The organism is Streptomyces sp. CA189 (genome assembly GCF_056428985.1).
In genome coordinates, this window is the sequence record NZ_JBWJVM010000082.1 from 13,355 (window position 1) to 37,728 (window position 24,374).

Genomic DNA, 24,374 nt, shown 5'->3' on the forward strand with positions numbered 1-24,374 from the left:
GACTACGCCTCCTCTTCCTTCTTGTCCTTGCGGTTGAACTCGATCTCGACACGCGCCTTGGCGATGTCGGTGAAAACGATGCGGCGGGCGGTCGCCTTGCGGCCCTTCACGCCCGGGACTTCGAGGTCCATGCCCTCGTCGTCGACGTCGAGGATGCGGGCGATCACTTCCCCGCCGTCCGACGTCTGGAACTTCACGAGCCGGCCGATCGCCCGGATGTAGTGACGGTGCTCGGTCAGCGGGCGGTCCGCGCCCGGCGAGCTCACTTCGAGGACGTACTCGTCCTCACCCATCGCGTCGGTCTCGTCCAGCAGGTCCGAGACCTCGCGGCTCAGCTCGGCGCACGCGTCCAGCTCCACGCCGTCGTCGGAGTCCACGATGATGCGCAGCATCCGGCGCTTGCCCGCCTTGGACGTCTCGATCTCCTCGAGGTCCAGGCCCTTGGCGGCGACGAGCGGCTCCAGCAATGCGCGCAGCCTGTCGCTCTGGGTGGTGCTCATCCGGGTGACTCCTCGGCCGCGTGTGCTGTTGTGATTTCCGTCGTGCGTCAGGTCAAAGGGTATCCGGTCGCGGGGGGTGTTGCCGTCCGCGCTGTGGACGGGGCCCCGGGTACCGTGATCACACCCTGCCGGCCATCACCCCCAAGGACGTCTCCGTGCCCTCGATCCTGCCGTCGCGAAGAGGCCTGCTCGCCGGTGCCGCGGGCATCGCCGGAGCCGCGCTGCTCAGCGGTTGCTCCGACGACGGGCCGCCCGCCGCGGCCCCCGAGGTTCCACTCGAACGGCGGATGCGCGAGACGGCCGTTCGTGAGAGCGAGGGACTGCTGGAACGTTACGACGCCACGACCGCGGCCCATCCGGCCCTCGCGCAGCGCCTGGCACCGCTGCGCGCCTCGGTCGCGGCGCACACGGCGGCCCTCGCCGACGAGGGGTCCGCGGCATCCTCGTCCCCGCCCTCCCGCTCCGCGGCCCCGGGCTCGGCCTCCCCCTCGTCCGTCCCGTCCGGCGCCGCGGCCGCGGCTCCCCCCGCTCCCGGGGCCGTGCCGGTGCCCGCCGCGCCCGCCGACGCGCTGACCGCCCTCGCGGACGCCGAGCGGAGCCTGGCGGAGGCCCGGACGATCTCCCTGGCCGGTGCCCCCGGGGAGCTGGCGCGGATGCTCGCCTCCGTGGCGGCGTGCGGCCACGTGCACGCGTACCTGCTGACCTCGAACCCGGGAGCCTCCTCGTGACCCCCGCACCCTCCCCCGCCGCGCAGGTCCTGGAGGCCGCTCAGGCCGCGCTCGCCGCGGAGCACGCGGCCGCGTACGGCTACGGCGTGATCGGGGCCCGGGCCTCGGCCGCCCGCTCCGCCGAGGCCCGGGAGGCGTACGGCGGCCACCTCGCGCGGCGCGACGCGCTCGCCCGCACCGTGCGTGAGCTGGGCGGTTCCCCCCGCCCCTCGGAGGCCGCGTACACGCTGCCGTTCACCGTGCGCACGCCCGCCGACGCCGAGCGGCTGGCCGCCGGGATCGAGGACCGGGTGGCGGGCGCGTACTCCGATCTGGTGCGCGCCGCCGAGGGCCAGTTGCGCCGCGAGGCGGCTGACGCACTCAGCGCCGCGGCCGTGCGCGGGGCACGCTGGCGTGGTGTCGGCGTAGCCTTCCCTGGGCTCACGGAACGCGCGGACACACCGCCGACCTAGCGCGCAAGCATGCGCGACGAGCCCGGGCACAGCTGAAAGGGACCACGCACGCATGGCTTTCGAACCGCCGCAGCGGCTCGTACGGGCGCTCGGCGAGCTGCCGGAATCGGCGCACGTCTCCGACTGGCTGGAGCAGCTCCCCCGGCTGGCGGAGGCCGCGCTGGCCCGGCACGGGGTACAGGCCCAGCGGGTGCAGGCGCCCGGTGGCCGCAGCAGCCTGGTCGTCCTCGTCCGGTACTCCGACGGGACCCCGGCCGCGCTGAAGCTGGCCCCGCCGGAGCTCCGGCCCGACCGGGAACTTGCCGCGCTGGCGCACTGGGGCGGCTTCGGGGCGGTACGGGTCCTCGACACGCGCCATCACGAGGAGGACGGGGCGCTGCTGCTGGAGCGGCTGCACCCCGAGGTCTCGCTGCGGTCGCTGCCGGAGGCGAAGGCGCTGCTGGAGGCCTGCGGCACGCTGCGCAGGCTGTGGGTGGCCCCGGCGCCGGGGCACGGCTGGGAGACGGTCGCCGAGCGGACCTCCGCGCAGGCCGAGGTGCTCCGCAAGGCTCCCCCGGAGGCGGCGGAGCTGGCCTCCGCGGCGCTCGCGGCCCGCGAGGAGCTGACGGCGGCGCCGGCCGAGGAGCTGCTGCTGCACGGGGCCTTCCGGCAGGGCAAGGTCCTCGCCGGCGAGCGGGCTCCGTGGCTGGCGGTGGGACCGGACCCGATGGTCGGCGAGCGAGCTTACGACCTGGCGCGGCTGGTGCGGGACCGGCTGGAGGACCAGATGGCCTCCTCGGCGGGGGCCTCGGGCGCCCGCCGGCGGGTGAACAAGCTGGCCGACGCGCTGGAGGTGGACCGGGACCGGCTGCGGGGCTGGACCCTGTTCCGGGCCGTCGAATCGGGCAACCGGGCGCTGGCCGCCGGACGGCGGCGGGACGCGGAGCTGCTGCTGGAGTTCGCCGGCTGGTTGTAGGGCATACCGTTGGTACATATGGGTATGTCCGGCAGGGGGCCGTCATGGTCGAAGAACTGCTGACAGCGGCAATCGCCGCCGGCGTGGGCGTCGTGGTCTACGTGGGCGCCGCGGCACGGGTGGTGAAGCAGTACGAGCGGGGCCTGGTCTTCCGCTTGGGCAGGCTGCGCGAGGAGATCCGGCCGCCCGGCTTCACGGTGATCGTCCCCGGGATCGACCGGCTGCGGAAGGTGAACATGCAGATCGTGACGATGCCGGTACCCGCGCAGGAGGGCATCACGCGGGACAACGTCACGGTGCGGGTGGACGCGGTCGTGTATTTCAAGGTCGTCGACCCCGCCAGCGCGATCATCGCGGTCGAGGACTACCGCTTCGCCGTCTCACAGATGGCGCAGACCTCGCTCAGGTCGATCATCGGCAAGTCCGACCTGGACGACCTGCTGTCCAACCGGGAGATGCTCAACCAGGGCCTGGAGCTGATGATCGACAGCCCGGCAGTGGGCTGGGGCGTCGGGGTCGACCGGGTCGAGATCAAGGACGTGTCCTTGCCGGAGACGATGAAGCGGTCGATGGCCCGGCAGGCGGAGGCCGACCGTGAGCGCCGGGCCCGGGTCATCAACGCCGACGCCGAGCTCCAGGCCTCGCACAAGCTGGCCGAGGCGGCGGCGGTCATGTCGGACCAGCCCGCGGCGCTTCAGCTGCGCCTGCTTCAGACGGTCGTGGCCGTCGCCGCGGAGAAGAACTCCACCCTCGTCCTCCCGTTCCCGGTGGAACTCCTGCGCTTCCTGGAGCGCGCTGCGCCGGCGCCTGCGGCGATGCCGCCTGTTGGCGCGGCCCCCGCGCCTGCTGCGGCGCCTCCGGACACCGCTGCGGGGCTCGGCCCCGGGGCGGTCGCAGAGCCCTGCCTGGACGGGTCCCCGCCGCCCCCGGCGGAGCCGGACGTGCGCGGGTAGGCGCTGCGCGGGGCTGTCCCCTACCCGCCCTTCGCCCGTTCCCTGGGGCTCCGCCCCAGACCCCGCGCCTCAAACGCCGGCGAGGCTGAATGTACTCAGCGTGTTTGAGGACCGGGTCCGGGGAAGGCCCCGCAGGGCTACGCGGTCAGGCGGGACAGGGCCTCCGCCAAGGGGAGTTCCTCGCGGGTGCCGGAGCGGCGGTCCTGGAGCTCGACCACCCCGTCCGCCGAGCGGCGGCCCGCGACCAGGATCCACGGGACCCCGATGAGCTCCGCGTCCGTCAGCTTCACGCCGGGCGACAGGCCGGGCCGGTCGTCCAGGAGGACGCGGAGACCGGCCCCGGCCAGGGACTCCGCCGCCGACTCCGCGAGGGCGAGCGGCACCGCCTTGCCCGCCGCCACGACGTGGACGTCGGCCGGGGCGACCGAGGCGGGCCAGCACAGGCCCCGCTCGTCCGCCGTCTGCTCGGCCAGCGCGGCCACCGCGCGGGAGACGCCGATGCCGTACGAGCCCATCGTGACCCGGACCGGCTTGCCCTCCTTGCCGAGGACGTCGAGCCCGAAGGCGTCCGCGTACTTCCGGCCGAGCTGGAAGATGTGTCCGATCTCGATGGCCCGGTCGAGCCGCAGCCCGGCGCCGCAGGCGGGGCAGGGGTCGCCCTCCTCGACGACGACCACGTCCAGGTACCGGTCCACCTCGAAGTCGCGGCCGCAGACCACGTTCCGGGCGTGCGTGTCGGGCTTGTTGGCCCCCGTCACCCAGGAGGTGCCCGGCGCGACGCGGGGGTCGGCGAGGTAGCGGACCTTCTCCAGGCCCTGCGGGCCCACGTAGCCCCGTACGAGGTCGGGCCGGTCGGCGAAGTCCTCCGCCGTCACCAGCTCCACGACCGCCGGGGCCAGGTGCTCCCCGAGCTTGCCGAGGTCGACCTCCCGGTCGCCCGGTACGCCGACGGCGGTGATCTCGCCGTCGACCTTCACGAGGAGGTTCTTCAGCGTCGCGGAGGCGGGGACGCCCAGGTGCGCCGCCAGGGTCTCGATGGTGGGGGTGTCGGGGGTCGGGATCTCCTCCAGCGGGCCGTGCTCCGCACCGGCCGGGGTCAGGGCGAAGGTCACCGCCTCCGTGTTGGCCGCGTAGCCGCAGGAGGGGCAGTCCGCGAAGGTGTCCTCGCCGGCCGGGGCCGGTGCCAGGAACTCCTCCGACGCCGAGCCGCCCATCGCGCCCGACACCGCGGACACCACCCGGTGGTCGAGGCCGAGCCGCTCGAAGATGCGTACGTAGGCCTCGCGGTGGAGCCGGTAGGACTCCGCCAGGCCCTCGTCGGACACGTCGAAGGAGTACGAGTCCTTCATCTGGAACTCGCGGCCGCGCAGGACGCCCGAGCGGGGCCGCGCCTCGTCGCGGTACTTGGTCTGGATCTGGTACAGCATGACCGGCAGGTCCTTGTAGGACGTGCACTGGTCCTTGACCACCAGGGTGAAGATCTCCTCGTGGGTGGGGCCGAGCAGGTAGTCCGCGCCCTTGCGGTCCTTGAGCCGGAAGAGCAGGTCCCCGTACTCCGACCAGCGCCCGCTGACCTCGTACGGCTCCTTCGGCAGCAGCGCCGGGAGCAGCACTTCCTGCGCCCCGATCCCGTCCATCTCCTCGCGGACGATGCGCGAGACGTTGTCCAGGACCCGCTTGCCGAGCGGCAGCCAGCTCCACACACCGGCGGAACTGCGCCGGACGTAGCCGGCCCGGACCAGCAGGCGGTGGCTGAGGGTTTCCGCGTCGGCGGGGTCCTCGCGGAGGGTCTTGGCCATGAGGCGGGACATGCGCTGCACGTGTTGCGTTGACATGACGGGAGGCTACCGGGGCCGGCGGGGGCCGCGGAAACGGTTTGAGGGCGTACGGGGTCGGGGCGAACGGTGGTCGGGGCCTACGGATCAGGCCACGGACTAGGGCCTGCGCAGCGGCAGCGGGGCGCCCATGACGGCGTACGGGAGGCTCGCGCTCGGGAAGAGGACCTGGCGGGCGAGGTCCGTGTAGCCGAGGGAGCGGTAGAGGCCGCGGGCCGGGCTGTCGGTGTCGATCGCGGAGAGGATCGAGCGCTCCTCGGCGGCGGTGTCGGTGATCAGGGTGATGAGGGCGCGGCCGACGCCCTTTCCCTGGAACCCGGGGTGGACGTGGAGTTCGGTGATCACGAAGGAGCCGTCGAGCCAGCTGTCGTGGCCGCCGGTCCGCAGGTAGGGCTCGACGATTCCGGACCACCAGTGCGTGCGGTCGTTGGGCATGCCGTAGACGAACCCGGCGAGCACCCCGTCGTCGGTGAACGCGCCGAGCGCGCGGGCGCCGCGGCAGGTCATGTGGCGCTGGACGATGTAGCGCCGGATGCCGACCTCCTCCTCGCTGAGCCCGAAGGCCATGGCCTGCACGCGCAGGGCCTCGTCGACCCGGGAGGCGAGGTCGAGGGGCCCGATGCGCAGTCCGGCGGGCCGGTCGGGGTCTTCTCCCGCGGGGGTTGGCATCATGCGGCGACCTTACTGGCCGACCGCGGGGTCGAACAGGAAGATCGGAACAGCACCCTCAGAACAGCACGCTCATGAACGCGCCGACCTCGCGGAAGCCGACCCGGCGGTAGGAGGCGCGCGCGGCGGTGTTGAAGTCGTTGACGTACAGGCTGACCACGGGAGCCACGTCCCGGAGCGCGTGCGCGACGACGGCCGCCATCCCGGTCTCGGAGTGCCCGCGGCCGCGGAACTCGGGGGCCACCCAGACGCCCTGGATCTGGCAGGCGCGGGAGGTCGCGGCGCCGATCTCGGCCTTGAAGACGACCTTGCCGTCCTCGATGCGGGCGAAGGAACGGCCGCCGGCGACGAGCTCGGCGACCCGGGCCTGGTAGAGCAGGCCGCCGTCGCCGGTCATCGGGGAGATGCCGACCTCCTCGGTGAACATGGCCACGCAGGCGGGCATGATCAGGTCCATCTCGTCCTTGCGGATGCGGCGGACCCGGGGGTCGGCGGTCACCGCGGTGGACGGCTGCTCCATGACCATGAGCGGCTGGCGGGAGCGGACGTCCCGGGCCGGGCCCCAGCTCGGCTCCAGGAGCTGCCAGAGCAGCCCGGTGGCCTCGGCGGGGCCGACGATGGAGGAGCAGCGGCGGCCGGTGCGCCGGGCGCGGTCGGCGAAGGCCCGTACCGCCTCGGGTTCGGCGCAGACGGGCACCAGGTTGGCGCCGGCGTAGCAGAGGGAGCGGAGCTCGCCGTCGGCGTACCAGCCCCACATCTCGCCGCCCAGGCGCCACGGGTCGAGCCCGGCGATCTGGACCCGGGAGGTGACGAAGGCGTTCTCGACCGGCTCGCGGCCGAGGATGTCGAGCGCGGCGTCAAGATCACTGGGCTCAAGGACCCGGGTGGTGGTCTGCGTCAACACTGGGGCCTCACCATGCAAGTCTGCTGATCCCCGCACTGTACCCGGACCGGCTCCGAGATGCCCCCGAGGCCCCTCGGGGCGCCTCCCGGGCCGGTTCCGCCCGGGGGCCCGCAGGACGACGGCCCGCATGCCGAGGGCAGCATGCCGACGGGCCGCATGCCGAGGGCAGCATGCCGACGGGCCCGGGGCCGCACCTGCGGCCTCGGGCCCGTCACCGTTGTCCTCTGGAGCCGCGCGGTCCCGTGCGGGGAGCTACACGCCGATGGCGACCGTCGGCTCGCCCGACATCACGCCGTCCTTCTCCATCTGCTCGGCGATCTTCATCGCCTCTTCGATGAGGGTCTCGACGATCTTCGACTCGGGAACGGTCTTGATGACCTCGCCCTTGACGAAGATCTGGCCCTTGCCGTTGCCGGAGGCGACGCCCAGGTCGGCCTCACGGGCCTCGCCGGGGCCGTTGACGACGCAGCCCATGACCGCGACGCGCAGCGGGACCTCCATGCCCTCCAGGCCCGCCGTGACCTCCTCGGCCAGCTTGTAGACGTCCACCTGCGCGCGCCCGCAGGACGGGCAGGAGACGATCTCCAGGCGGCGCGGCTTGAGGTTCAGCGACTCCAGGATCTGGATGCCGACCTTGATCTCCTCCACCGGCGGGGCCGACAGCGAGACGCGGATCGTGTCGCCGATGCCCTCGGAGAGCAGTGCGCCGAAGGCGACGGCGGACTTGATCGTGCCCTGGAACGCCGGGCCGGCCTCGGTGACGCCGAGGTGCAGCGGGTAGGTGCACTGGGCGGCCAGCTGCCGGTAGGCGTTGACCATGACCACCGGGTCGTTGTGCTTGACCGAGATCTTGATGTCGCTGAAGCCGTGCTCCTCGAAGAGGGAGGCCTCCCACAGCGCGGACTCGACCAGCGCCTCGGGCGTTGCCTTGCCGTACTTCTTCAGCAGTCGCGCGTCGAGCGAGCCGGCGTTGACGCCGATCCGGATCGGGGTACCGGCGTCCTTGGCGGCGCGCGCGATCTCCTTGACCTTGTCGTCGAACTGCTTGATGTTGCCCGGGTTCACGCGGACGGCGGCGCAGCCGGCGTCGATCGCGGCGAACACGTACTTCGGCTGGAAGTGGATGTCGGCGATGACCGGGATGTTCGACTTCTTCGCGATCACGGCGAGCGCGTCGGCGTCGTCCTGCGTCGGGCAGGCCACGCGGACGATGTCACAGCCGGACGCGGTCAGCTCCGCGATCTGCTGGAGAGTGGCCCCGATGTCGGAGGTCCTGGTGGTCGTCATCGACTGCACGGAGATCTGGGCGTCGCCGCCGACGGCGACCGAGCCGACCTGGATCTTGCGGCTGACCCTGCGGTCGGCGAGCTTCGTCGGCACGGCCGGCATTCCGAGAGAGATGGCAGTCATCTGCTGTGCAACCCCAAGGTGTGGATATAGGTGCCGGGATCGGCGGGCTCCAACGTCCGAGATTACGCCAACCGGCACGCCTCCCGCGCATCGCCGGTGGACCGCCACTCGAACGTAGGGAGCCGGGCACGATGCGTGCCCGGCTCCGGATCGTTTGCTGTACGGATGGCCCGTACGACGTCCCGCAGATCTTTCGATCAGGTGATTTTAATGGGATTGACCACGTCTGCGACCAGTACCAGCAGGGTGAAGCAGAGGAAAACTCCGGCCACCACGTACGCCGCGGGCATCAGCTTCGCCACGTCGAACGGGCCCGGGTCGGCGCGCCGGAAGACCCGGGCGAACGCCCGCCGCACCGACTCCCACAGGGCGCCCGCGATGTGCCCGCCGTCCAGGGGCAGCAGGGGCAGCATGTTGAACAGGAAGAGGGAGAGGTTGAACATGCCCAGGACGTTCAGCATGATCGACATCCGCTGCTCGCTCGGAATGTCCAGGGTGGCGATCTCCCCGTTGATCCGGGCCGCGCCGACGATGCCCATCGGCGAGTCGGGCTCCCGCTCGGCTCCGTTGAAGATCGAGTTCCACAGGGCCGGGATCTTGCTCGGAAGCTGGGCCAGGCCCTGCACGCTGCTCTCGACGACCTCGCCGACCCGGTCCGCGGACTGGGTGAAGGTGAGCGGGGCGATCACGGACTTCGGGCCGACGCCGAGGTAGCCGGCCGAGACGTACTCGCCCTTGACGTAGCCGCCGTGGCCGTCGGTCTTGCCCACGCGGTTCTCGACGAGGCTCGCGTGGAGCGTCACCTTCTGCCCGTCGCGCAGGACGGTGAGGGTGGCGGGTCCGATGGTGCCGCGGATGTTCTTCTGGAGGGTGTCCCAGTCCTCGATCCGCTTGCCCTGGAAGGCCACGATCTCGTCGCCGACCTGCAGGCCCGCGGCCTTGCCGGGGGCCACCGGGTCGCCGTCCTTGCAGACCTGGCGGTTCTCGCTCTGCTTGAGCACGCATTCGGAGACGGTCTGTACCTGGGTGGTCGTCTGCTGCACCCCGAAGGTCATCCACACGCCGAAGAAGATCGCCATCGCCAGGACCAGGTTCATGAACGGTCCCGCGAACATCACGATCACGCGCTTCCACGGCTTGCGCGTGTAGAAGAGCCGCGATTCGTCGCCCGGCTGCAGCTCCTCGTACGCCGCCGACCGCGCGTCCTCGATCATCGAGCGGAACGGCGACGTGGAGCGGGCGGTGACCTTGCCGTCCTCGCCCGGCGGGAACATCCCGATCATGCGGATGTACCCGCCCATCGGGATGGCCTTGAGCCCGTACTCGGTGTCGCCCTTCTTGCGCGACCAGATGGTCCGGCCGAAGCCGACCATGTACTGGGGCACGCGGATGCCGAAGAGCTTGGCCGTGGAGAGGTGGCCGAGCTCGTGCCAGGCGATGGAGAAGAGCAGCCCGACCGCGAAGACGAGCACGCCGATCAAGGTCAGCAGTACGGTCATGCGCGCGCCTCCACGGCGGCCCGAGCCGCCATCTCCTGTGCCCGGGCCCTGGCCCAGGTCTCCGCTTCAAGGACGTCCGCGACCGTGAGGGAAGTTCCCCGGGCGGGGGTCCCGTGCTCATCGACCACGGCAGAGACCGTATCCATGATTGCTGTGAACGGGAGCCGACCGGCCAGGAACGCCTCTACGCACTCCTCGTTCGCCGCATTGAACACGGCGGGCGCGGTACCGCCCAGGGCGCCGACGTGCCGGGCCAGGCCCACCGCCGGGAAGGCCTCGGTGTCCAGCGGGAAGAACTCCCAGGTGGACGCCTTGGTCCAGTCGAAGGCGGTGGACGCGTCCGGGACCCGCTGGGGCCAGCCTAGGCCGATGGCGATCGGGCCGCGCATGTCCGGCGGGGTGGCCTGGGCCAGCGTGGAGCCGTCCGTGAACTCGACCATGGAGTGCACGTACGACTGCGGGTGGACCACGACCTCGATCCGCTCGAAGGGGATGTCGTAGAGCAGGTGCGCCTCGATGACCTCCAGCCCCTTGTTGACCAGGGTCGCCGAGTTCACGGTGATCACCGGGCCCATCGCCCAGGTCGGGTGGGCCAGGGCGTCCTCCACCGTGACCGAGGCCAGCTCGGCGCGGGTGCGGCCGCGGAAGGGCCCGCCGGAGGCGGTGACCACGAGCTTGCGGACCTCGGCGCGGGTGCCCGCCGCGAGGGCCTGGAAGAGCGCCGCGTGCTCGGAGTCGACCGGGATGATCTGGCCCGGCTTCGCCAGGGCCTTCACCAGCGGGCCGCCGACGATCAGCGACTCCTTGTTGGCCAGCGCCAGCGTCCGCCCGGCCCGCAGCGCGGCGAGGGTGGGCGCGAGGCCGATGGAACCGGTGATGCCGTTGAGGACGGTGTGGCACTCGGAGGCGGCGAGCTCGGTGGCCGCCTCCGGTCCGGCGAGGATCTCGGGCAGCGGCTCGCCTGCGCCGTACTCGGCGTCCAGCGCCTCCTTGAGGGCCGGTACGACGTCTTCGCGCGCGACGGCCACGGTGTTCACGCGCAGCAGCCGGGCCTGCTCGGCCAGCAGCGCGACCCGGCCGCCGGCGGCGGACAGGGCCGTGACCCGGAACCGGTCCGGGTTGCGCAGGGCGAGGTCGATGGCCTGGGTCCCGATGGACCCGGTGGAGCCGAGGATGACGATGTCCCGACGGCCGGCCGCGGGGTCGAAGAGGAGGTGCGGATCGGCAAGGGGGGATGGGCGGTCGCTCATGGACCCATGTTGCCGCAACTCAGGGGCGCCCGGACACGGAGCCCCCCTCCGTTACCCGAAGGAGAAGGTGCGGGAGCGTCCCGGCGAAGTCCGGGAGGGTACTGGCCACCCGCCACCAGGCGTCCGGGTCGGAGCCGAGGGCCAGCGCGAACAGCCGGTCGGCCTCGGCCCGCGCGGCGAGCACCGGGGCGGACGGTTCGTGGCGGTCGGGGTGGTCCACGTCACCCAGCCAGTGGTCCTCGTCCAGGGCCCAGCAGGCGGGCGCCTTGTGCCGGATCACGTCCTCGCCGGTGAGCAGTCCGCGGGCGAGGCAGTCGCGCACCCACCGGATGTCCTCCTGGACGGACTCCATGGGCACCGCGAGGCTGGCCAGGGCCAGTTCGCGGTCCACTCCCGCGACGGGCTCGGCGCCCCCGGGCGCCACGGAGCGCACCGCCTCGGCGAGCCCGGGGACCGGTGGTCCTCCGGCGGGCTCCGGCAGGGTGCCGCGCACGATCCGGGCCACCAGGACCGGCAGGGTGCCGGGGAAGGCGGGGGCGTGGCGCAGCAGCTCCGCCCAGAGCCGGGGGTCGTCGCGCAGGGGGCGCAGCGCCCGGGCGACGGCCGTGCGCATCCCCGTCCGCTCGGGCAGGCTCCAGCGCAGGCCGCGGGCCCCGGTCAGGTCGGTGAGCAGCAGGGCGCGGTGTGCGGGGGCCACGTGGGCGACGAGCTCCTCGTGCGTGACCCGGCCCATCCGCACGGCGCGGACGGCGGGCCGCTGCCAGGAGCGCATCTCCGGCGCCGCGGTGGCGAGCAGCCCGTGGACGGTCTCCCGGGGCAGGTCCTCGACGAGCAGCAGGGCTTCGACGGAGCCGGCCGGCAGCGGCCGGCGGAGGTGTTCGGCGAGCAGCAGCTCCGGGTCCGGGTGGTGGCGGAGCGCCAGGACGTCCAGCGGGACCCGCGGCCCGCGCCGGCCGTGCCGGCGGAGCAGCCCGATGAGCTCGGCCGCGGTGAGCGGCCCCTCGCCGGGGTCCCGGCCGAGCTCGGCGCGGAGCACCGGCAGGAGTTCCGGCGGGGTCCGGCGGCGGGCGTACCGGGCGGGCCCGGGCCGGCCGGGCAGCGGCCTGCCCACGACGCGGGGGTTGCGGGCGACGTAGGTCCGGTCGGCCGCGCCTCCGTGGCGGATCAGCAGGGTGACGGTCGAGGCCGCCAGCCATTCGTCCCGGCACAGGTACTTGAAGGTGGGCTCGTCGAGCCGGCCGATCATGTCGGTGACGACGTGGTCCGGTGCGTGGCGCAGCACGTGTGCCACGCACCAGGCCAGCCGTCGGCTGGTGCGGTCTTCCTCGGCCGTCGGCATCGTTCTCGTCCGCCTCGCGCTGTGCTCGTACGTGTACCCGTACTCGTACTCATCCTCGTACGTCCGTCCGACGTCCGGCGATGATTGCAGGTCAGCGCAGGGGCCGGTGGACATTTTCGCGGGTTGACGGGCCGGGGGCGGCGTCGGCGATCCACGGGCCGTCGCCGGAGGGGTCGAGTACGCCCTCCTCCAGCCAGGTGTAGGTGCCGGACAGGACCCCGGCGGCGACCTTGCGGTCCAGGTCGTCGGTGTTGTCCCAGAGCCGCCCGAAGAGCTCCTCCACGCGGAGCCGGGACTGCCGGCAGAAGGCGTCGGCCAGCTGGTAGGCCTCGCGGCCGTGCTCGCCGGAGGCCCGCAGGTGCTCGGCGCGCACGCAGGCCGCGCTCATCGCGAAGAGCTCGGCGCCGATGTCGACGATCCGGCCGAGGAACCCCTGCTTGGTCTCCATCCGGCCCTGCCAGCGGGACATGGCGTAGAAGGTCGACCGGGCGAGTTTGCGCGACCCGCGTTCGACGTAGCGCAGGTGGGTGGCCAGGTCGGGGTGGCCGCTCGGGTGGAAGGCCCGGTAGGTGCCGGGGACCTGGCCGGCGCCGGTGGCGAGCTGGGGCAGCCAGCGGGCGTAGAACCCGGCGGCGCGGGCGCCCGCCTTCGCCTTGTCGCCCAGCGCCTTCTCCGGGTCGATGAGGTCGCCGGCCACCGACAGGTGGGCGTCCACGGCCTCGCGGGCGATCAGCAGGTGCATGATCTCGGTGGATCCCTCGAAGATCCGGTTGATGCGCAGGTCGCGGAGCATCTGCTCGGCCGGGACGGCCCGCTCGCCGCGGGCGGCGAGGGACTCGGCGGTCTCGAAGCCGCGCCCGCCGCGGATCTGGACCAGCTCGTCGGCGATCAGGCAGGCCATCTCGGAGCCGTAGAGCTTGGCGAGGGCGGCCTCGATGCGGATGTCGTTGCGGTCCTCGTCGGCCATCTGGGAGGCCAGGTCGACCACGGCCTCCAGGGCGAAGGTGGTGGCCGCGATGAAGGAGATCTTGGCGCCGACGGCCTCGTGCAGGCCGACCGGCCGTCCCCACTGCTCGCGTACGCCGGACCATTCGCGGGCGATCTTCAGGCACCACTTCCCCGCGCCCACGCACATGGCGGGCAGCGACAGCCGGCCGGTGTTCAGTGTGGTCAGCGCGATCTTCAGCCCGGCGCCCTCGGCGCCGATGCGCTGGGCCGCGGGGACCCTGACCCGGTGGAAGCGGGTGACGCCGTTCTCCAGGCCGCGCAGGCCCATGAAGGCGTTGCGGTGTTCGACGGTGATGCCCGGCGAGTCGGCCTCGACGACGAAGGCGGTGATCCCGCCGCGGTGGTTCTCGCTCTTGGGAACCCGGGCCATGACGACGAGCAGGTCGGCGACGACCCCGTTGGTGGTCCAGAGCTTGACCCCGTCCAGGACGTACGCGTCCTCCCCGTCGGGGACCGCCGTGGTGGCCAGGCGCGCCGGGTCGGAGCCGACGTCGGGCTCGGTGAGCAGGAAGGCGCTGATGGCGGTGGTCGCGCAGCGCGGCAGGTAGGCGTCCTTCTGCTCCTGCGTGCCGAACATCTTCAGCGGCTGGGGCACGCCGATCGACTGGTGGGCGGAGAGCAGGGCTCCGATGGCCGGGCTGACGGAGCCGACGAGGGCGAGCGCCTTGTTGTAGTACACCTGGGTGAGGCCGAGGCCCCCGTACTTCGGGTCGATCTTCATGCCGAGCGCGCCGAGCTCTTTGAGCCCGCGCACGGTCTCGTCGGGGATCTTCGCCTCGCGCTCGATGCGCGCTCCGTCGACGGAGGTCTCGCAGAACTCCCGCAGCCGGGCCAGGAAGGCCTCTCCGCGCCGGACGTCCTCCTCGGCGGGGAGCGGGTGGGGGTGGATCAGGTCGAGTCGGAACCGTCCGAGGAACAGCTCCTTGGCGAAGCTCGGCCGCTGCCAGTTCTGTTCCCGGGCCGCTTCCGCGACCTGCCGTGCCTCGCGCTCGGTCACCTTGGGCTGTACGGGCCGTACGGGCTGTGCCGACTGGGTGTCGCTGTCGCTGTCGCCGGGCTGTGTTGCGGACATGAGGGGGCTCACCTCGCCGCCGAGAGAGGGGGTGCTTACCGGTGGGTGCTACCAGTGAGTCGTACCCGTTTCGGGCGGCGGGGAAGCGGCGGTAAAAGGGGGACGCCCGGAGCGTCCCCCTCGGCTCCCGCGCGCTCAGGCGCCGTGACGGGCCACGGCCAGGCGGGAGACCCGCTCCGCGTGGGGGACGAGGTAGAAGTGGCCGCCCTCGAAGACGTGGGACGCGAAGGCGCCCTCGGTGACCGTGGACCACTTCTCCGCGTCCGCGAGGGCGACGCGCGGGTCGCTGTCACCGGTGAGCGCCATGACGCCGGCGCGCAGCAGCGGGGCGTCCTCGCGGCGGCGGTAGCTGTCGATCAGGTCGAAGTCGTTGCGCACGATCGGCAGGAACACCTCGCGCAGGTCCGGGTCCTTCCAGACCTCGACGTGGGGTCCGCCCAGCGAGACGACGGCCGCGATCAGGTCCGCGTCCGAGCGCGGGAGCACCCGGGCGGTGGGGCCGGCGAGTCCGCGGCCCGAAACGCACAGGCGGGTGACGTGCTCCGCGCCCGCGGCTTCGAGGCGAAGGAGGGTCTCGTACGCCACGGCCGCGCCCATGCTGTGGCCGAGGAACACCGTGGGCACGGGGGGTTCGGCCAGGAGTTCCGAGGCGATCTGCGGCGACAGCGCGTCCATCGTCGGGATCAGCGGTTCGCCGAAGCGGCTTTCGCGCCCCGGGTACCGCACGGCCACGACGTCGACGGAAGGGCCCAGGTGGCGGTGCCAGTCACGGAAGAAGCTCGCGCTGCCTCCCGCGTGCGGGAAGCACACCAGGCGCAGGGAGGCTCCGGCAGCCGGACGGTGGCGGACCAGGTAGGACATGTACGACTCGCTTCGTCGGCCGAGGATCGTCGCGCCCGGTGGCGTGGGGCCGTGGACCGGGCCCGGGCGACGGCGGCGCCCGGCAGCACCGGCCGCGCCGTGACCGCCGGTGACATCCCGGCACAGCCTAAATCGGCCCGCCGCCCTCCCCGTACCCGGGACCGGCCGGGATCCGGCTGTCCGCGCAGGTCGGAGGTCGGAGGTCGGAGGGGAAATGGAAGACGGCCGGAGCCCCCGCACAGTAGGCTCCGGCCGTCGGCTTGGTGGCCGTACGAGTTCGGTCAGATGTCGAGGCCGCTGAGGACCAGGACCCGCTCGTAGGTGTAGTCGTCCATCGCGTAGCGCACGCCCTCGCGGCCCACACCGGACTGCTTGACGCCGCCGTAGGGCATCTGGTCGGCACGGTAGGACGGGACGTCGCCGACGATCACGCCGCCGACCTCCAGCTCGCGGTGGGCGCGGAACGCGGTCTGGATGTTCCGCGTGAAGACACCGGCCTGCAGACCGAACTTCGAGTCGTTGACGGCGGCGAAGGCCTCGTCGGTGTTCTCGACCCGGCGCAGGGTGAGGACCGGTCCGAAGACCTCCTCGGTGGCGAGGGTGACACCCTCGGGCACCTCCGCGACGACGGTGGGCTCGTACGAGGCGCCCTCGCGCTTGCCGCCCGTGAGCAGCTTGGCTCCGGCGGCCACGGCCTCGTCGACCCAGGACTCGACGCGCTTGGCGGCGTCCTCGGAGACGAGGGGGCCGACGTCGGTGGCGGAGTCGTTCGGGTCGCCGGTGACCTGCTCGCGGACCTTGGCGACGACCTTCTCGACGAGGCGGTCGTAGACCGTCGCGTCGGCGATCACGCGCTGCACGCCGATGCAGGACTGGCCGGCCTGGTAGTTCGAGAAGGTCGCGATGCGGGTCGCGGCCCAGTCGAGGTCGGCCTCCGAGGACCAGTCCTCCAGGACCACGGCCGCGGCGTTGCCGCCGAGCTCCAGGGTGCAGTGCTTGTGGGGCACGGCCTGCTGGATGGCGTAGCCGACCTTGTCGGAACCGGTGAAGGAGATGACAGGCAGGCGCTCGTCCTTGACCAGCTCCGGCATCTTGTCGTTGGCGACGGGGAGGACGGACCAGGAACCGGCCGGCAGGTCGGTCTCGGCGAGCAGCTCGCCGAGGATCAGACCGGAGAGCGGGGTGGCCGGGGCCGGCTTCAGGATGATCGGCGCGCCGACGGCGATGGCGGGGGCCACCTTGTGGGCGCACAGGTTCAGCGGGAAGTTGAAGGGCGCGATGCCCAGGACCGGACCCTTGACGAAGCGGCGGGTCAGGGCCAGGCGGCCGACGCCGCCGGCGTCGGTGTCCAGGCGCTGGGCCTCTCCGCCGTTGAAGCGGCGGGCCTCTTCGGAGGCGAAGCGGAACACGGACACCGCACGGCCGACCTCACCGCGGGCCCACTTGATCGGCTTGCCGTTCTCGGCGGAGATCAGCAGCGCGATCTCCTCGGTGCGCTCGGCGAGCCGGCGGGCGACGTGGGCCAGGGCCTCGGCGCGTACGTGGGCCGGGGTCGCGGAGAACTCCGCCGTCACGGCGTACGCGGCGGCCACGGCCTCTTCGACCTGGGCGTCGGTCGGGACGCTCACGGCGGCGACGAGGCGGCCGTCCCACGGGGAGTGGACGTCGAAGCTGTCGTCGCCCGTGGCCTGGCGGCCGGCGAGCCAGAAGGCGTGGGTGGAAGTCATGCTGATCCCGGCCCTTCGGAGTGTGTGCGGTGGGTCCTTGTCCCCTCCACCGTAGGACTCCGCCGGGGTTTCGGCGTTTGTCCGGGGTGGAGTACGTGCGTGGCGCGGCGCGCCGCTTTGTCAGTGTCGGGGCGGCTGCCGCCCGTGCGGGGCCCCTGCGGGGTGCTGTACGAGGGGCCGGGCGGGCCGGGCTGCGCCGGGCGCGGGCGGCCGCTACGCGGGGCTGTCCCCCACCCGCCCTTCGCCCGTTCCCCGGGCTCCGCCCGGACCCGGTCCTCAAACGCGGGACCGGCTGGATGCATCCAGCCTCGCCGGCGTTTGAGGCGCGGGGTCTGGGGCGGAGCCCCAGGGGGTCCGGGGCGCAGCCCCGGGGAACGGTGGAAGGGCGGGTAGGGGACTTGCCCCGCGCAGCGGCCGTCCACCCCGGTCGGCACTACGCCGGGGTCGATGTCGCCTTCAGGGCGAGCCACAGCTCCATGCGGACGTCCGGGTCGTCCAGGGAGCGGCCCAGGATCTCCTCCACCCGCCGCATCCGGTAGCGCAGCGTGTGGCGGTGGACGCCGAGGTCGGCCGCCGCCGCGTCCCACTGGCCGTGGCGGGAGAGCCAGGCCTGGAGGGAGGCCACCAGGTCGCCCCGGCCCTTCTCGTCGTGCTCGCGCAGCGCGCGGAGCGTGCCGTCCGCGAAGGCCCGTACCGCGTCGTCGGCGAGGAGCGGGAGGACCGAGCCCGCCGCGAGGTCCTCGTGTTCGACCATGGGGCGGCCGCGCCGCCGGGCCACGGCCAGGGCCTGGTCGGCCTGTTTGAAGGCGGCCGCCACGCCGGAGGCCGCCGCGGGCGCCGACAGGCCGAGGACCAGCTCGTCGGGCTCCGGTTCGCCCGTCTCCCGGCCGCGCCGGGATTCCAGGGCGTCCGCGTGTTCCGCGCACGCCTGGACCGCCGAGCCCCCGTCGGCCGCCAGGACCACGAGCCGGCCGGGCTCCGGCACCACCAGCAGGGTCTCCCCGGTGCGCGCCGCCGCCGATTCCACGGCGTCGGCCAGCATCGCCAGGCCCTCCGGCTGGGCCGTGCCCGCCAGCGCGGGCTCCGCCACGAGGATCCGGAACGGCGCGTCGAGCAGGGCCCCGTACAGGTCCCCGGCCACGGCCTGGGCGTGCTCCGCCTGGCCGGCGAGCAGCAAGCGCAGCACGGCGGCGCCGAGCCGGGACTCCGCGTCGTGCAGGGAGCGGGAGCGTTCGGTGGTGAGGGTCAGCAGGGCCACCGCGGAGTGGACGGCGTACCGCTCCGCCGTGCCGAGCGGGGCTCCGGTGCCGACCGCGAGGGCTCCGCGCGCCCGCCGCCCGGTGCCCAGCGACTGGAGCTCCACCCGGTCCTCGGAGCCGCCCACCACGGCGCTGGCCGGAGCCGGGCGCTCGCGCAGCCGTTCCACGTCGGGGGTGAGCCGGGCGGCCCGGCGCGCCGCCCAGTCGGGCGCGGCCGCGACGACGGCGCCCGAGGTGTCGTAGAGGGCGGCCCAGCCGTGCACGTGCGCCGCCAGCTTCGTCAGCAGTTCGGCGGGCCCGTCGGCGGACAGCGCGGCCCGGGTCAGCTCGCGCTGCGCCTCGAAGCCGGCGGTCACGGCCCGGTACTGGTCGGCGGCGAGGGCGGCGGAGACGGCCTTGCTGATGGCGAGGAACGGGGTGCGCCGGGGCACCTCCAGCAGCGGCAGGTCCTCGGCGGTGGCGGCTTCGACCAGGGCCTCGGGCACGGCGTCGTAGTTGACGCCGATGGCGAAGCCGATCCCGACGACCCCGGCCGCGGCGAGCCGGCGTACGTAGCGCCGCATCTCCTCGGGGTCCTCCGCGTCCAGCTTCATCGCGGTGATGAGGAGCAGCTCCCCGCCCTCCATGTACGGGACGGGGTCGGCGAGCTCACTGACGTGGGCCCAGCGCACGGGGGTGTCGAGGCGGCCCTCCCCGGCCCGGACGCTGAGTTTGAGCGCCGAGTGCTGGACGAGCGAGGCGAGGGTGAGCGGCATGGGTACCGGGGCGCCTTAGGGAGAGGAGGTGTTCGGCGGCGAGATGCCGACGGAGGATTCTCGCCGTGGAACACCACCGCGGTTTTCGCCGTGTCGTACGAACGGCTCCCCTCGATTCTGCCACCCCGTACGGGTCCGCTCCGTCCGGCCCGTCCCCCTCCGCCCGGGCCCGCCCGTCGTCCGCCCCGTCTCAGTCCCGTCCTCCGAGCCGTACCAGCAGCGGGGCGGCCCGCTCGCCGCGGACGGAGGTGAGGGAGAGCACGGCGTGGCCGGGGGGCACGGTGTTGGCGAGGGCGGAGGCCGACCAGCGCTCCCGCTCCGTCTGGCGCACGGTGACCGCGTCCGTGGTGACGGCCTTGCCGGTGATCACCTTGCGCACGGCGTGCACGGCCCGGGTGAAGGGCTGGTCGGCATAGACCGTACGGGTCGTGACGTCCCGCGTCTCGACCAGCTCGGTCCCCCAGGCGTCGGCGAACCACTTGCCGTCCCACGTGGTGACCCCGGAGAAGACCATCCGGCAGCCGACGGCTCCGAGGAGCGGGGTGCGCAGCGCCTCCGGTACGTCGTCCAGGGTGCGCAGCGCCAGCAGGACTCCCGCGTTGGCCGAGCGGAGCCCGTGCATGCCGCGCACAGCCTCGGCGGTGAGGGTGTGCGCGGCGTCGTCGAGGGCCAGGAGGGCGAAGAGGGAGCGGTCGGCACGGGCCGCGGCCGCCGCGTTGAACTGGGCGAGGAGCAGCCGGGCCAGCAGCCGGGAGGCGTCCGGATGGGCACGCTCGGGGAGATCCACACGGACCCGCACGGGGTGTTCCAGAGCGCGGAGCGAGAAGGGCCGTCCGCCGCCGGTGGTGTCGAAGAAGCCGTGGAACGCCGGCCGGTCCAGCAGCGCCGCCCTGTCGGCGAGAACGGGTCCCGGGTCGCCGTGGACGCCGTGCTGCCGCGCCCGGGTGTCGAGCTCGCGCAGCATGGCCTGCTGCCCGGAACCCTCCAGCTCGTGCCGCAGCGCCTCGACCGCCGCGGGCAGCAGTTCGAGGAGCGCCCGCAGCTCGGGCACGGTCGGGAAGCGGCCGTGGGCTCCGTGGAACGGGCCGAGGATCTGGGTGAGCGCCGTCGCCGACCGGCGTACGTCGACGCCCGGCAGATCGCCCACGAATGCTTCGGCGAGGAAGGAAGCCGCCTCGTCGGCGTCCCCGGTTCCGCCGTAGAGGTCGAGATCGTGGACGGATGCGGGGTCACCCAGGCGCACCACGATGTCGTAGGCGTCGTCGGGACCGAGCCGGGCTCCCGCAGCGCCGACGGCGATCACCGCGGCCTGCCCGGCCAGCGCCTGGAGGGCCAGCGACTCCACGACCGGCCTGACCAGCCGGTGGGTCTTGCCCGAGCCCGAGGGGCCGACGGCGAGGACCGACGTGCCCAGCACACCCGGGTCGAGGGCCAGCCCGGTCCCGCGGCGTTCTTGGGGGTTCGGCTCGGCACCGGTGACCCGGCCGAGCCAGACCTGCCCGACGGCCAGGTCGTGGGAGGCGGCGCGGACGGGCAGGTCGCGGGCGCCCGACGGATGGCCGCAGGCGGCCGCGCCCTTCGCCCGTACGGCTTCCACGAAGGCGGGGCGCCGCGAAGGATCGGCCCTCACGGACTCCCAGGCCCGTCGGATCCGTGCGTGGTCGACGTCGTTCATCCGCCCACCCGCGGCCTCTGCGGCCAGCCGGTCCGCGGACTCCACCAGCCCGGCGGCCCGCAACTGCGGCCAGCCGGCCGGAGAGTCCGGGCCACCCGGGGTCACCGTGTGCGGGAGGTCTACGGGGAGGGCGGGAGACCGGAGGCCTCTCAGCAAGGCGGCCCAACCACCGAGGCGGGCGAAGTAGAGGCCGACGGGTGCGTAGATCAGTACGTACAGGACGTTGGTGACCACCGCACCGCCCGTTTCGCCGAGCTCCGGGTATGGCAGGTGCCCGAAGGCCAGCGGATAGACCATGAGGATCTCGCTCGGGCTCTGGATCAGCAGCACGACGGCGAAGGCTCCTGCCGCGGCGCCCAGCGCGCGGTACCAGGGGCCGCGGGCGGCGATCAGCTGGTCGAAGGCGGTCCGCCAGCCTCCCAGCTTGGCGAAGCCGAGGAACAGGCCCACGGTGACCAGCAGCTCGTAGAACTGACTGGCCGCCTGGCCGCGGTGGTCGATCGGCACCTTGCCCAGGTTGCCCGTCCACCAGCTGTCAGGGGTGAAGTAGTAGAGCGGGGATTCGGCGAGGGGGAGGTTCCTGTCGAGGAAGGCTTGCCAGCACACGAAGAAGACGAGGAAGGAGACCACGACCCGGGTGATCAGCGAGCGGCCGTTGGTGGCGGACTTCGGTACGGCCGGGGTGTAGGCGTAGCGCCAGACACCGGGCTTCGCCTCCGGCCGCGGGGCGCTCAGCCATGCGGTGAAGGGAGCCCCCGCGGGAGCCGCGGGCACACCTGCGGCAGGGCTTCCCGGTGCGTACGCGGGCGGCGGCGGGGCCGTGACCGGTCGCGGCGGCGAGGGCGGCGGGCCGGACGGCCGGGGGATCTGGGGACCGCCGGGCCCCACATCGGGCGAGCCGCCGTACCTGCCGCGGTCCCCGCCGTGCGTGCCGTCGGTGTCCATGTAACCCCTGCCCCCTGCCCGATACCGCGCTGCGCTGCGCGCTCAATCTAGTGGCCGTCGCCGCCCCACGGCCCGTACCCCATCGTGATCCACAGGACATGCGCGGATTCCTTCCTATGGCCGTCACGGACAAGGACACGCGGGCACCACTCCCGAACGGAGCATGCAGGACCACGCCTCCCGGGCCTAGCCTGCGGACAAAGACACAAGTGCGTCCGAAAACACCCCCACCCCCCAGGAGCCCCCTATGACCGCTGTCCCGCAGGAGCGCCGCATCGTCACCGCGATCCCCGGCCCCAAGTCGCAGGAGCTGCAGGCCCGCCGCCTGTCGACGGTGGCCGGCGGCGTGGGCTCCGTGCTCCCCGTCTTCACGGCCCGCGCGGGCGGCGGCATCATCGAGGACGTCGACGGCAACCGCATGATCGACTTCGGCTCCGGCATCGCCGTGACCTCGGTCGGCGCCTCCGCCGAGGCCGTCGTGCGCCGCGCCGCCGCGCAGCTCGCCGACTTCACCCACACCTGTTTCATGGTGACCCCCTACGAGGGCTACGTGGAGGTCTGCGAGGCCCTCGCCGAGCTCACCCCGGGTGACCACGCCAAGAAGTCGGCGCTGTTCAACTCCGGCGCCGAGGCCGTCGAGAACGCCGTCAAGATCGCCCGTTCGTACACCAAGCGCCAGGCCGTCGTCGTCTTCGACCACGGCTACCACGGCCGTACGAACCTCACGATGGCCCTGACCTCGAAGAACATGCCGTACAAGCAGGGCTTCGGCCCGTTCGCCCCCGAGGTCTACCGCGTCCCGGTCGCCTACGGCTACCGCTGGCCGACCGGCGCCGAGAACTGCGGCCCCGAGGCCGCCGCCCAGGCGATCGACAACATCGTCAAGCAGATCGGCGCCGAGAACGTCGCCGCGATCATCATCGAGCCGGTCCTCGGCGAGGGCGGCTTCATCGAGCCGGCCAAGGGCTTCCTCCCGGCGATCGTGAAGTTCGCCAACGACAACGGCATCGTCTTCGTCGCCGACGAGATCCAGTCCGGCTTCTGCCGCACCGGCCAGTGGTTCGCGTGCGAGGACGAGGGCATCGTCCCCGACCTCATCACGACCGCCAAGGGCATCGCGGGCGGCCTGCCGCTCGCCGCCGTGACCGGCCGCGCCGAGATGATGGACTCCGTGCACGGTGGCGGCCTGGGCGGCACCTACGGCGGCAACCCGGTGGCCTGTGCCGGTGCGCTCGGCTCCATCGAGACCATGAAGGAGCTCGACCTCAACGCCGCGGCGAAGAAGATCGAGTCGGTCATGAAGGCCCGTCTGACGGCCATGCAGGAGAAGTACGACATCATCGGCGACATCCGCGGCCGCGGCGCCATGATCGCGATCGAGCTCGTGAAGGACCCGTCCTCCAAGACCCCGAACCCGGAGGCGGCCGGCGCGCTCGCCAAGGCCTGCCACGCCGAGGGCGTGCTCGTCCTCACCTGTGGCACCTACGGCAACGTGCTCCGCTTCCTGCCGCCGCTCGTCATCGGCGACGACCTGCTGAACGAGGGCCTGGACGTCATCGAGGCCGCGTTCGCGGCCCTCTGATCGAACGTCTGACACAGCCGGTAGAACGCGGGGGCACGATCCTCGATCACCACGCGATCACTACCGCGGGTAACGGTCGGGCACTGTGAAGAAGGTGTGGGGGGCCGATGGCGGGAGCGTTTTCCCGCTGTCGGTCCCCCTTCCGCTGCCGTACGGTTTCTGCAGATGAGTGAGACACCCCGCTCCCGGGAAACCGGAGGCGACACCAGTACCGGGCTTCCCCAGCGCCGCACTGGGCATGCGTTCGCGCACACTCCTCACCGATCGGACGGCCGCACGCCCCAAACCCCCCGGGGCGCCCGGCATACCGATCCGGGCGGCCGCCCCGGAACCACCCCCCCTGTTCCGGGGCGGCCGGCCACTCTCTTCTTCGCGAGCTACGCGATCTCCGCGATCTGCGTCGCGCTCTTCGCCCTGATCACCTGGCAGGTCCTCGTGTCCGGGCCGCTGCTGGTCCCGGACGCCGGCCTCAGCCGGGCGCTCGTGCGCACCGTCCCCGACGCGGTCACCCAGCGTCTCTCCGACTTCGGCAACGTCCCGGTCGCGCTCCCCGTCCTGCTCCTCGCGGCCGGCTACGCCGCGTGGCGCGGCAACCGCCGGGGCGCGGCGGCAGCGGCGCTGGCCATGGCCCTGGTGCCGGCCCTCGTCGTCCCGCTGAAGGTGTGGACTGGCCGGCCGGGCCCCCTGGAGCCCTGGGCCTCCGGCTACTACCCCTCGGGCCACACGGCCACCGCCTACGTGGCGTACGTGGGCGCGGCCCTGCTCGTGCGCCCGTACGCCCGGGGCCGCCGGGGCCGCTGGCCCCTCCTCCTCGCGGCCGCCCTCACCGTCCTGACGGCGGCGGGGCTGATCCTGCGCGGCTACCACTGGCCCCTGGACGTCCTGGCCAGCCTCCTGATGTGCACGCCACTGCTGCTCGCGGTGCGAAGCGTGGCAGGGCCGGGGCGCGCACCCCCCCGCCCCGCCCGGCCGGAGGGTGCGGCCCTACGACCCCCA

At 73.1% G+C, this 24,374-nt stretch carries 19 protein-coding genes; 6 read left to right on the plus strand and 13 right to left on the minus strand.

The features are described from left to right. Nucleotides 1-2 precede the first annotated feature (2 nt). The gene (rimP, locus tag AC061S_RS37115; protein WP_243337559.1) at nucleotides 3-500 is read right to left on the minus strand and encodes a ribosome maturation factor RimP; all 498 of its coding nucleotides are present in this window, start codon (nucleotides 498-500) and stop codon (nucleotides 3-5) included. 155 nt (nucleotides 501-655) lie between these two features. Between rimP and AC061S_RS37120 the strand changes: the two genes are divergently transcribed. From AC061S_RS37120 to AC061S_RS37135, 4 genes are read left to right on the plus strand one after another with little or no spacing between them, the layout of a single operon-like run. Continuing rightward, complete coding sequence (locus AC061S_RS37120; RefSeq protein ID WP_478690281.1) at nucleotides 656-1,228, plus strand: hypothetical protein; 573 nt, start codon at nucleotides 656-658, stop codon at nucleotides 1,226-1,228. After that, a complete protein-coding gene (locus AC061S_RS37125; RefSeq protein ID WP_478690282.1) occupies nucleotides 1,225-1,680 on the plus strand; it encodes a ferritin-like domain-containing protein in 456 nt (151 codons plus the stop codon). The genes AC061S_RS37120 and AC061S_RS37125 overlap by 4 nt, the downstream gene beginning before the upstream one ends. A gap of 52 nt (nucleotides 1,681-1,732) precedes the next feature. Next, nucleotides 1,733-2,635 (plus strand): aminoglycoside phosphotransferase family protein, encoded by a 903-nt coding sequence (locus tag AC061S_RS37130; protein WP_478690283.1) that lies wholly within the window; start codon nucleotides 1,733-1,735, stop codon nucleotides 2,633-2,635. Between the two features lie 44 nt (nucleotides 2,636-2,679). Beyond that, entirely contained in the window at nucleotides 2,680-3,588 is a 909-nt protein-coding gene (locus AC061S_RS37135; protein ID WP_478690284.1) for a slipin family protein, read from the plus strand. Between the two features lie 137 nt (nucleotides 3,589-3,725). On the opposite strand, the gene AC061S_RS37140 is transcribed toward AC061S_RS37135, so the two are convergent. From AC061S_RS37140 to AC061S_RS37195, 12 genes are all read right to left on the minus strand, one after another. Beyond that, complete coding sequence (locus tag AC061S_RS37140; protein ID WP_478690285.1) at nucleotides 3,726-5,423, minus strand: proline--tRNA ligase; 1,698 nt, start codon at nucleotides 5,421-5,423, stop codon at nucleotides 3,726-3,728. Nucleotides 5,424-5,522: 99 nt separating this feature from the next. Continuing rightward, nucleotides 5,523-6,092, minus strand: coding sequence for a GNAT family N-acetyltransferase (locus tag AC061S_RS37145; protein WP_478690297.1), 570 nt, complete (start codon nucleotides 6,090-6,092; stop codon nucleotides 5,523-5,525). A gap of 58 nt (nucleotides 6,093-6,150) precedes the next feature. Beyond that, the gene (locus AC061S_RS37150) at nucleotides 6,151-6,996 is read right to left on the minus strand and encodes a GNAT family N-acetyltransferase (RefSeq protein WP_478690286.1); all 846 of its coding nucleotides are present in this window, start codon (nucleotides 6,994-6,996) and stop codon (nucleotides 6,151-6,153) included. Nucleotides 6,997-7,248: 252 nt separating this feature from the next. Beyond that, nucleotides 7,249-8,406 (minus strand): flavodoxin-dependent (E)-4-hydroxy-3-methylbut-2-enyl-diphosphate synthase, encoded by a 1,158-nt coding sequence (gene ispG / locus AC061S_RS37155; protein WP_243337575.1) that lies wholly within the window; start codon nucleotides 8,404-8,406, stop codon nucleotides 7,249-7,251. Between the two features lie 197 nt (nucleotides 8,407-8,603). Further along, nucleotides 8,604-9,905, minus strand: a complete 1,302-nt coding sequence (locus tag AC061S_RS37160; RefSeq protein WP_478690287.1) for a M50 family metallopeptidase — start codon at nucleotides 9,903-9,905, stop codon at nucleotides 8,604-8,606. Beyond that, complete coding sequence (gene dxr / locus AC061S_RS37165) at nucleotides 9,902-11,155, minus strand: 1-deoxy-D-xylulose-5-phosphate reductoisomerase (protein ID WP_478690288.1); 1,254 nt, start codon at nucleotides 11,153-11,155, stop codon at nucleotides 9,902-9,904. Before dxr ends, AC061S_RS37160 begins: the two co-directional genes overlap by 4 nt. Before the next feature lie 19 nt (nucleotides 11,156-11,174). After that, nucleotides 11,175-12,494 carry a serine/threonine-protein kinase gene (locus AC061S_RS37170; protein ID WP_478690289.1) on the minus strand — a complete coding sequence of 440 codons (1,320 nt, stop codon included), beginning with the start codon at nucleotides 12,492-12,494 and terminating at the stop codon, nucleotides 11,175-11,177. A gap of 91 nt (nucleotides 12,495-12,585) precedes the next feature. Then, on the minus strand, nucleotides 12,586-14,574 hold the full coding sequence (locus AC061S_RS37175) for an acyl-CoA dehydrogenase family protein (RefSeq protein WP_478690290.1): 1,989 nt from the start codon (nucleotides 14,572-14,574) through the stop codon (nucleotides 12,586-12,588). A 135-nt stretch (nucleotides 14,575-14,709) separates the two neighbouring features. Further along, nucleotides 14,710-15,435, minus strand: a complete 726-nt coding sequence (locus AC061S_RS37180) for a thioesterase II family protein (RefSeq protein WP_478690291.1) — start codon at nucleotides 15,433-15,435, stop codon at nucleotides 14,710-14,712. Nucleotides 15,436-15,716: 281 nt separating this feature from the next. Then, the gene (locus tag AC061S_RS37185) at nucleotides 15,717-17,162 is read right to left on the minus strand and encodes an aldehyde dehydrogenase family protein (protein WP_478690292.1); all 1,446 of its coding nucleotides are present in this window, start codon (nucleotides 17,160-17,162) and stop codon (nucleotides 15,717-15,719) included. 433 nt (nucleotides 17,163-17,595) lie between these two features. Next, nucleotides 17,596-19,176, minus strand: coding sequence for a PucR family transcriptional regulator (locus AC061S_RS37190; RefSeq protein ID WP_478690293.1), 1,581 nt, complete (start codon nucleotides 19,174-19,176; stop codon nucleotides 17,596-17,598). Between the two features lie 190 nt (nucleotides 19,177-19,366). Beyond that, nucleotides 19,367-21,796 carry an ATP/GTP-binding protein gene (locus AC061S_RS37195; protein WP_478690294.1) on the minus strand — a complete coding sequence of 810 codons (2,430 nt, stop codon included), beginning with the start codon at nucleotides 21,794-21,796 and terminating at the stop codon, nucleotides 19,367-19,369. 247 nt (nucleotides 21,797-22,043) lie between these two features. Between AC061S_RS37195 and gabT the strand changes: the two genes are divergently transcribed. Both gabT and AC061S_RS37205 read left to right on the plus strand, forming a co-directional pair. Beyond that, a complete protein-coding gene (gene gabT, locus AC061S_RS37200; RefSeq protein WP_478690295.1) occupies nucleotides 22,044-23,378 on the plus strand; it encodes a 4-aminobutyrate--2-oxoglutarate transaminase in 1,335 nt (444 codons plus the stop codon). Between the two features lie 165 nt (nucleotides 23,379-23,543). Beyond that, nucleotides 23,544-24,374 (plus strand): phosphatase PAP2 family protein (locus AC061S_RS37205; protein WP_478690296.1); only part of this gene is annotated, 831 nt, incomplete at its 3' end.